Below are 7,420 nucleotides of genomic sequence, written 5' to 3'. Positions count from 1 at the left end.
CAGTGGCAATGGTTTTATAATCACGAACGACCAAATATGGCATTAAATGGCTTCACGCCGATGCAGCATATTCAACGCATGACCTGATTCTATTTATCACCTCCGTTAAAAATGGGGGGATTACCCCGACACCGCCAGCAACGCGCCAAGGCCAAACGCCACCAGAGCCCCCCAGATAAAGCAGCCCAGATCGATGCCCAGCGCCGCATGGACGGCTTTTTTGCCGCCTTCGGCAACCGACGTTCGTAGAATTAATGCAGTATCAAGCCCGGGGGTCAGCGTTAATAACGCTGCGGCGAAAGTGAATGCGAGGAGGGAATCTGTGACGGACATTTTTACGTCTCCGAAAGCGTGGAGATTACGCAAAAATTAACATCGTGGCAACATTAAAATTCAAGAATGATATCGCGAAAATGTCGTCATCATGCCCGACAGAAAACGTCGTTTTTCTATCTCATTCGGCGTTCACAGATTCGCTGCGCGCATCATGTGCGATTTAAAAACTGTTAGTGGTTGGCGGGCGTATCGCTTAAAGAAATGACAACAGGGGGCGCAATGTTCCCTGTTTTCTATGAGACCGTTGGTGGTTGCTCGTTCAAACTACGCTCTGATCTACGCTGGTAGAAGTAATAAGCGATGCTTGCTGTCAGGCACAACGTATAACCGAACGACTCAGAGCCTTCTTCAACCATGTTTTTCACGACCCGAAGATACTCATCTCCGAGCACCGATTCCCATAGCGAGTGCATACCGAACAATCTTGAAAAGACTAAAATACATACCAACCCGGAAATCATCATTCCGTAGTAAGGCGTAAGCGGATAGCGTGAAAGTTCAGCCAATGTCCTGCGATGATGTCTTGCTGTGTAAGCAATCACAAGGATGGAGGAGAGTAAAGCAAACCATACCCAACTACCGTGAGAGATGAGATCGAATAAACCATCGAGTTCCCGAATCAGCATCGCAAGGAAAAAACCACCGATCAGGAGATTACAGTTACGCATGAATGCGGAGTCATTAACCAGCTTGAAGTGAATGACTACTATCGCCGCAAGCATTCCTGCTTGAAGTGTTTCGGTTACGGATATCTCGCCGAGTTTATCTTGCAGAACATGCACATCGAACCACAAACCGAACAACACAGCACTTGCCAAAACAGCAGCAAGAAGAATGTAAATCATGGTGCGTACTAAAGACATAACAATCCCATTAAGTGTATCTAACGCGATGTTACAACTTTCAGAGGCACGCAGATTGGCTTACCGTGTTATTCCTACACTTTTCTAACATTCGAGTTTGTAAGTGGTCACCCAGTCTATTTGCGGGGCATGGCCAGGGAACGGCTATGCCTGCGTTTTGGCCCAGGAGTAACGCGTAAACAAGCTAAGGCTCACGCTCTTTTCGTGGTTTTAATGGTGTTTATTGCTTAAAAAATGCCAGAAATCACACTTCGGGCAGAGAGAGGGCCTTCCCCTATTGCCTGCTGAACGCATTAGGCTATGTTGACTTTTAGTTCCTCAAATGTAACTAAAAGGTTAACTATAATGTCGAACACATTCCGTATTTCTCTGATCTCTGCCGCAGTTTTCATTTCATCCTCCGCGTTCTCAGCCCTGCCGCAGGGCTATCCGGCTGACTATCAGAAAGTCGTTGATGCCGCGACGAAAGAAGGCAAAGTGGTTATCTATTCCACCACTGACACCAAAGCCGCCGGGCCGCTGATTAAAGGTTTTGAAGCGACCTATCCGGGCATTAAAGTTGAATATAACGATATGAACAGTACCGAACTGTACAACCGTTTTATCAGCGAACAGGCCGCAGGCGGCGGCAGTGGCGACGTGGTCTGGAGTTCATCGATGGATACGGCGCTCAAGCTCGCCACCGATTACGCCCAGGAGTACGCCTCGCCTGAACAGAGCCAACTGCCGAAATGGGCGGTGTGGAAAAATAAAGCCTACGGCACGACCTACGAGCCGGTGGTCTTTATCTATAACAAACGGCTGATCCCGGCCAACGAAGTCCCGGATTCTCACGCGGCGCTGGCAAAGCTCATCGCCAGCCAGACCGACAAATTTAAAGGCAAAGTCACTACCTACGATATCGAGAAATCCGGCCTCGGCTTTATGCTCTCGGTACAGGATTCCAAAGCCGATCCAAACTATTTCAAAACCCTGGCAGACGTAGCCAAAGGCGGCCTTGCCGTGCAGTCCTCGACGGGCACGATGATGGAAAGGGTCTCCTCGGGCGAAAACCTGGTCGGTTTCAATATTCTGGGTTCCTACGCAGAAGCACGTGCCAAAACGGATCCATCACTGGGGATTTCCTATCCGAAGGATTACACCCTGGTGCTGTCGCGCGTTTCCTTCATCAGCCAACAGGCGCAAAACAGCAATGCCGCCAGGCTGTGGCTGGACTATGTGCTGTCTGAAAAAGGGCAGAGCATTCTGGCAAATCAGGCCGACATTCCGTCTATCCGCAACGATATCGAAGGGAAAAACGACATCGACGGCATGACCAAAATGTTGGGCAACGCACTGAAACCGATCCCGGTTGATGAGTCTTTGCTGGAATACCTGCAGCCGAAAAAACGTCTGGATTACATCAAGCAGTGGCGCACCGCTGCCGCAAAATAGTGGCATAAAATGGGGGATAGCGTTTCGCCTATTCCCCCTACAACAGCAATTCGTAGGTCGGATAAGCGTGAGCACCATCCGACATCTAAGGGAAGTCGTATGAATGCATTACGCAGAAAGTGGCAAAGCCTGCCGCGTGGCATTGTGGTGTTGATAACCGCGCTGGTTATCTACACCCCGCTGTCGTTCATCGTGATACAAAGTTTCCTTTCCGCTCCATTCTTCTCGCCGTCGAAGGAGTGGAGCCTTGAATCCTTTGGCTTTATTTTCACCGATCCTGATTTCTACAAGGCCCTCAAGAGCGGCTTTATTCTGGCGTTCGGCCTGGTGGTTATCGCGATACCGCTCGGCGGGGTGCTGGCGTTCCTGATGGTGCGCACCGATTTACCCGGCAGACGCCTGATTGAGCCGCTGATCCTCGTGCCTATCTTCGTTTCGCCGATGGTGCTGGGCTTTGGCTACGTGGTGGCCGCGGGTCCGGTGGGCTTCTTCTCGCTGTGGGCGCAATCGTTGATTGGCTTCGTGCCGTGGAACATCTACGACATGTCGAGCATCGTGGTGATCGCCGGTCTGACGCACGTGCCGCACGCCTATTTGTACATCTCCTCGGCGTTGCGCAGCGTCGGTTCCGATGTGGAAGAAGCCGCGCGTATCGCCGGGGCATCGCCGCTGCAGGTGATGACCTCCGTGAGCTTGCCGATGGTGAGACCGTCGATTCTGTATGCCATCGTGCTGCTGTTTTTCCTCGGACTGGAAGTGTTCGGGCTGATGCTGGTACTGGGCGATCCGGAAGGCAATATGGTGCTGGCGACCTATCTGTACCAGCTCACCAACAAACTCGGTACGCCGTCGTATCATCTGATGGCGGCGGTCGCCGTGGTGCTGATTTGCATCACTATTCCGCTGGTGATGTTGCAGCGCCGGTTGATGCGCACCGCCAACCGTTTTGTGACCGTGAAAGGGAAAGCCTCGCAGGCGCGCGCGTTGCCATTGGGCAAATGGCGCTGGGTTGCCGGTGCCGTCGTGGCTTTCTGGCTGACGGTAACCATTGGCGTGCCGCTACTGGGCGTTATCCTGCGTGCCTTTATCTCCAACTGGGGCGTGGGCGTGTCCATCTGGAATGAGCTTTCGCTCGACACTTTCCGCACCATCTGGGCGCAGCCGAACCTGCTGCGGGCCATCGTCAACTCGATGGCGATTGGCGTCTTTGGTGGCGCGCTGGCGGTGGGCTGTTATCTGTTTGTCGGCATCGCCATGCACCGAAAACCGGACAACACCACCCGCTTCCTCGATTACAGCGTGCTGGTTCCGCGGGCGGTTCCCGGTCTGCTCGCCGGGCTCGCGTTCCTGTGGATGTTCCTGTTTCTGCCGATGTGGCTCGATAACGCGCTCAAATCCGGCTGGCTTTCAGGGATGCCGTGGTCGCAGTGGCTGCGCGATAACCTGATTGTCTGGCTACGGTCGTTGCGCAGCACCATTTTTAGCGTCTGGCTGGCGTACACGGTGGTGTGGATGGCGTACGGGCTGCGGTTGATTTCCTCTACGCTGTTGCAGGTAGGACCGGAGCTGGAAGAAGCCGCCCGCAGCGCCGGAGCCACGCGCGGGCAAATTACCCGCCACGTCACTATTCCGCTCGCCCGCTATGGCCTGATTGGCTCGTGGCTGCTGATGTTCCTGATTTTTGAGCGCGAATATTCAACCGGGGTGTATCTGCTGTCGCCGGGCACCGAAACCATCGGCTCGATGCTGGTTTCCCTGTGGGCGGCGGGCGCGATTGATATCGTGGCGGCGCTGTCGTTTATCAACATTCTGCTGGTGGTCGTAGGCCTGGGAATTGCCCTTCGTTTTGGAGTCAAATTACATGATTGAATTATCGGTCGAGAACCTGCATTTAACCTACGGCGACAATCCGGTATTAAAAGGCGTGGCCATGAACCTGAAACGCGGTGAAGTGGTTTCCCTGCTCGGCCCGTCCGGCAGCGGTAAAACCACATTACTGCGCGCGGTTGCCGGGCTGGAAAAACCCACTCAAGGCTCTATCACCATCGGCAGCAACAAAGTGTATGACGGCACACCGCGCAGTGAAGTTCCGGCGGAAGAGCGCAATCTTGGGCTGGTGTTTCAGTCATATGCCCTTTGGCCGCACAAAACCGTGTTTGAAAACGTGGCCTATCCGTTGAAGCTGCGCAAAGTGCCCGCCAAAGAAATTAACCAGCGGGTGCAGGACGTGCTGGATCAGCTCGGGCTGGGGCATCTTGGTAAACGCCATCCGCATCAGCTTTCCGGGGGACAACAGCAGCGCGTGGCAATTGGTCGGGCGCTGGTCTACAACCCGCCGGTGATCCTGCTGGATGAACCGCTTTCAAACCTGGATGCCAAACTGCGCGAAGAGGCCCGCGTGTTCCTGCGCGAGCTGATCATCAAACTCGGGTTATCCGCGCTGATGGTGACGCACGACCAGAATGAGGCGATGGCGATTTCCGATAGGATCCTGCTGCTCAATAACGGAAAAATTGAACAACAGGGCACGCCGCAGGAGATGTACGGCACGCCGAAAACGCTGTTTACCGCTGAGTTCATGGGTAGCAATAACCGCCTGAATGGCAAAATCACGGAAATGCGCGACGGCAACGCGCGGATCGAAGGCCGCGGTTGGGCGCTGTGGGGCCTTGCCGGTGAAGGGGTACAAACCGGGCAAGAAGGTACCGCCGTTATCCGTGTGGAACGCGTGGCAATCGTTGATGGCCCGGGTGACAATCAGCTTGAGTTACCGCTGTTGACCAGCATGTATCTGGGCGATCGTTGGGAATATCTGTTCCGCACGGCGGGCGATGATTTTGTTATTCGGGCGTACGGCAATGAGATGCTCGATCCGAAAAATTGTCATCTGGCGCTGCCGGAAAAACACGTCTGGATCTTCCCGAAGGCCTGAAGCCAAAAGGGACACACCTGTTAGTGGGGATTCGCTTCGCTTATCCCCCACGACTCAACTCACATTTGCTGCCGGTCAGGTCAGGGAAGCGCCACCCGTTTTCCCGCTGACTGGCACTCTTCTTCCTGAATCTGGCGGGTTTTGTCGGGCAGGTCACGGTTAATCCGAACGGGGCTTAATTTGCGTGGTGTGGCCATTGTGTAGAGGATATTACAATCACTGGCTCAATAATTTTTATTAATTAATATATTGTGTGTATTTCTGTTAATCAATGAACATCAACGATTACAAATAATTATTAATGAACGGAGTATGTTTATTTAGATAATTTAAAAAATGGAGTTTTTATAATGGCTATACCTGTTTATCTATGGCTTTACGAGGAAGGCGGAAAGTGACTAAAGGGCGGAGTAGACGTTACAGGTAGAGAGGGAAGTATAGAACTGGTGGGAATGCAGCATGATGTGTTTATCCCCAATGACGATATGACCGGTGCGACCACCGGAACGCGCCAGCATGAGGCGTACACCTTCGAAAAAGAGATTGATGCCTCATCCCCGCTCTTATATCGCGCATTAACCACGGACAGAACCTTAAAGAATGCTGAGTTCAGGTTTTACAGAATTAATGATAGCGGCTACGAACAAGAGTATTTCAACGTACAGCTAGAGAACGTAAAGGTTTGCCACGTCGTACCGGTGATGTTTGATACAAAAGATCCTGATTTTGAAAAACACGGACACATAGAATACGTTGGCCTGCGTTATGAAAAAATCACCTGGAATTATGTAGACGGTAACATACAGCACGCTGACAGCTGGAAAGAGCGCATAACCGCATAAGGAGATCACAAATGGCTAAATGGTTATATAAGCAAAGCACCGGTGAGCTTTATCGCGATGGCAAGTTAATTGAAACAGGCTATTCCGGTTCGCTGACGAATAAAAATAACCCGGACCGTGAAAACGTTCGCGGAATGGGACCAATCCCGCGCGGTATATGGAAAATCGGGCACTCCGGCACCAGCAAAGGCCCGCTTACCATTACGTTAAAACACATCAGCGGCAATGCGTATGAACGTGATATGAAAACGTTCCGTATGCATGGCGATAAACGTGTAGGCGTTGCGGGATTCGCATCAGAAGGTTGCATTATCATGAGTCCTTCTACGCGTCTGTTAGTGAAAAACGACACGGGGTCTGAACTAGAGGTGGTGAGGTGAATCGCGCGGTTCTGCTATCCCTGGCATTTACATCTGTATTGGCATTCGCCGCCGAACCCGGTAGCGAGTGCGCAACGCCTGGGCGCTTCATTGAGCAGGGGCTTTTCTCTGCCTTCACGAAGGATTTGATTATTGCCCCCTCTGCCGTTGCGCGTGGGAAAACTACGGTGGAAGTATTGAGCATTACGCCTGTTTCTGACGTGTTTGCACGGCAGTTGGCGAAGACTGATAGCGCAGCCGGTAACGGATTATCGGAGAGCGACTATTACGGAATTTATCATAATGGTCATGTTATGAATCTGACAGCGCGGTACACGTACACCAGCACAGAAGGGATGCAGGATATTTTCATCGCCTCTGCACTACTGAACGATGATGAATGCTCAGTCCGCCACAATGGTTATTTGACTGTCTCGCGCGAGTTTTGATAATAAACCCCCTTCCAAAAAACACGCCTCCAGCCACTGGGACGTGTTTCTCTATCCCCTACTGCCAATCCGGCTCATCGGTAATCCCCCCATTTTTAACGGAGGTGATAAATAGAATCAGGTCATGCGTTGAATATGCTGCATCGGCGTGAAGCCATTTAATGCCATATTTGGTCGTTCGTGATTATAAAACCATTGCCACTGC

The 7,420-nt window shown here is 52.1% G+C and carries 6 protein-coding genes and 2 pseudogenes; 6 read left to right on the top strand and 2 right to left on the bottom strand.

Annotated elements, in window-relative coordinates:
- Positions 1–126: 126 nt before the first annotated feature.
- Positions 127–333: pseudogene (locus MUU47_RS00360) on the bottom strand (LysE family transporter); the annotation flags it as partial.
- 236 nt (positions 334–569) lie between these two features.
- Positions 570–1,199, bottom strand: a complete 630-nt coding sequence (locus MUU47_RS00355) for a transporter (RefSeq protein ID WP_258986137.1) — start codon at positions 1,197–1,199, stop codon at positions 570–572.
- Between the two features lie 345 nt (positions 1,200–1,544).
- Here MUU47_RS00355 and MUU47_RS00350 point away from each other — a divergent pair, with 345 nt between their 5' ends.
- The 6 genes and pseudogenes from MUU47_RS00350 to MUU47_RS00325 all read left to right on the top strand — a co-directional run bounded on the left by MUU47_RS00350 (position 1,545) and on the right by MUU47_RS00325 (position 7,215).
- Positions 1,545–2,633: an ABC transporter substrate-binding protein gene (locus MUU47_RS00350; protein ID WP_258986136.1), complete on the top strand. Its 1,089-nt coding sequence runs from the start codon at positions 1,545–1,547 to the stop codon at positions 2,631–2,633.
- A 99-nt stretch (positions 2,634–2,732) separates the two neighbouring features.
- A complete protein-coding gene (locus MUU47_RS00345; protein ID WP_159773842.1) occupies positions 2,733–4,502 on the top strand; it encodes an ABC transporter permease in 1,770 nt (589 codons plus the stop codon).
- Complete coding sequence (locus MUU47_RS00340; RefSeq protein WP_258986135.1) at positions 4,495–5,565, top strand: ABC transporter ATP-binding protein; 1,071 nt, start codon at positions 4,495–4,497, stop codon at positions 5,563–5,565. Before MUU47_RS00345 ends, MUU47_RS00340 begins: the two co-directional genes overlap by 8 nt.
- A 350-nt stretch (positions 5,566–5,915) precedes the next feature.
- Positions 5,916–6,407 (top strand): annotated as a pseudogene (gene tssD / locus MUU47_RS00335) (type VI secretion system tube protein TssD).
- Between the two features lie 11 nt (positions 6,408–6,418).
- The gene (locus MUU47_RS00330; protein ID WP_159758441.1) at positions 6,419–6,787 is read left to right on the top strand and encodes a tlde1 domain-containing protein; all 369 of its coding nucleotides are present in this window, start codon (positions 6,419–6,421) and stop codon (positions 6,785–6,787) included.
- Positions 6,784–7,215, top strand: coding sequence for a Shiga toxin A subunit (locus MUU47_RS00325; protein ID WP_258986134.1), 432 nt, complete (start codon positions 6,784–6,786; stop codon positions 7,213–7,215). Before MUU47_RS00330 ends, MUU47_RS00325 begins: the two co-directional genes overlap by 4 nt.
- Positions 7,216–7,420: the final 205 nt, after the last annotated feature.

Origin of the sequence: Scandinavium hiltneri (assembly GCF_024764835.1) — a bacterium.
Taxonomy (GTDB): domain Bacteria; phylum Pseudomonadota; class Gammaproteobacteria; order Enterobacterales; family Enterobacteriaceae; genus Scandinavium; species Scandinavium hiltneri.
The sequence above is the reverse complement of the archived record's forward strand: the minus strand, read 5'-3'. Positions and strand labels throughout refer to the sequence as shown.